Origin of the sequence: Streptosporangium subroseum (assembly GCF_900188345.1) — a bacterium.
In the GTDB taxonomy this organism is placed as follows: Bacteria; Actinomycetota; Actinomycetes; order Streptosporangiales; family Streptosporangiaceae; genus Streptosporangium; species Streptosporangium subroseum.
The window spans coordinates 1-1,714 of record NZ_FZOD01000163.1 but is presented as its reverse complement, the minus strand read 5'-3'; the positions used below and the strand labels follow the sequence as shown (position 1 = coordinate 1,714).

General features: G+C 60.0%; 1 protein-coding gene. It reads left to right on the top strand.

Annotated elements, in window-relative coordinates; genetic code table 11:
* Window positions 1-816: 816 nt before the first annotated feature.
* Window positions 817-1,714: matrixin family metalloprotease (locus tag CHC08_RS47805; RefSeq protein WP_179282664.1), on the top strand; the 898-nt coding region annotated here is incomplete at its 3' end.

Here is a 1,714-nt window from a genome sequence, read left to right as displayed (position 1 = left end):
TAGACCCTCGGCCAGGATGGGCCCGAACGGCTCGTTGTTGACGATGGCGTGGGCGGCGTGCAGCGCGTGCCGCAATAGATTTGCCTCGTTCACGGCGGATTCCCCCCCGGTCACGTCCCTGCGGCAAGTATGAGCGGAGGGAAACGTCGCGTAAAGCCCATTTGGGTGGTAGTCAAGGTGGCGAAACAGGCACTGTTGTCCACGGTGCCGCCCTCTTCACAATGGGATAAATGCTAATGCCTGCGGCTGGCGCATCGCTGGGAAACTGCGTTTAATTCGATCTCCCTTCCCTGTCTCTTGGTTCCGCTTTGCCGATCATTAGAGCGTTACTGATCAACGGCCTTGAAAGGTTCAAGGAGCATGCATGCCAAGGACCTCTATACCGACGCCTGTCACGCCGCACTGCCAGCATCGCGGCAGTCGCCGCCATCGTGCTGGCGCTGACCGTTTCCTCTACTGCGACACGAAGGTCATCGTGGCGACCGCGCCGGAGTCACGGCAATCCAGACTCGTCGGCGGGCATGTCCGCGGCCCATGGGCGACGTCAGGGGAGCGTCCTCGCGGGGCTGTTCGGCGGCGACCTGGCACGCTCATCGAGAAGACCAGATCCAAGGAATGAGACGAACGATACCGAAGTGAATATTGAGGCAATTGCCTTCTCGAACATCCTCGGACGTGGCCTAAATCGGACACTTAATAAAGAGAGCGGACTAGTTACCCACAGGCGATATATTCACTACGATTACAAACTCCGATAAATCATGACTTGGGGGGGAAATGCCAGATTTTGATCGCCTGCCGACCCAGAATCTAGAGTTGGGCAACAAGGGTCTCGAAGTGCGGAAACTCTACGAGTACCTGAAGCGTTTTGGATACTTCCCAAACGACGCTCTCTCGGACTTCAGGAACTGGCAACCAGCGATAGATAATGATATCGAGGACCCAGAGCACTTCGACGAAAATCTCGCAACAGCTGTCCGGCTATTCCAGGAGCAGAACGGGCTGAAACGCGATGGGGCCGTTGGCCCGAAGACGCTGGCCTTGATAGCTACACCTCGTTGCGGTGTTCCTGATGTGGTGCACGCCGCGGCAGGCCCGCTTCCCTTCGTCGCTTCCGGCTACAGTTGGGACAACCTCAGCCTGACCTACAGCTTCGTCAACACGGGTGCCGACCGGACTGCCGCCGAGGTAAGAGCAGCGGTGAGAGGCGCGTTCGATCGCTGGTCCGCCGTCTCGCCCCTGCGGTTCAACGAGGTGGTCGGCGCGAGTGACATCCAAATCGGCTGGTATTCCGGGAACCATGGGGACGGGAATGCCTTCGACGGATCCGGCAATGTTCTCGCGCATTGTTTCTCTCCGCCGCCCGGCGGCGGGTCCTTCTCGGGTGACGTTCACTTCGACGAGGCCGAGACCTGGACGGTCGACACTCCACCCCGTGGCATCGACCTAGCCACAGTGGCGCTCCACGAAATCGGTCACGGCCTTGGGCTCAATCACTCCTCCGATACATCGTCGGTCATGTTCGCCTCCTACGTCGGGATGCGTCGGGACCTCACCCCTGACGACATCGCCGGCATCTCGGCCATCTATGGCGGTCGGCGTCAGCCGTTCCCGGTCATCTCGTGGGGCCCTGGCCGCCTCGATATCTTCGGCCTCGGGCTCGACCGCCAGATGTATCACAGGGCCTGGGAAAACGGATGGTACCCCTCGCCAA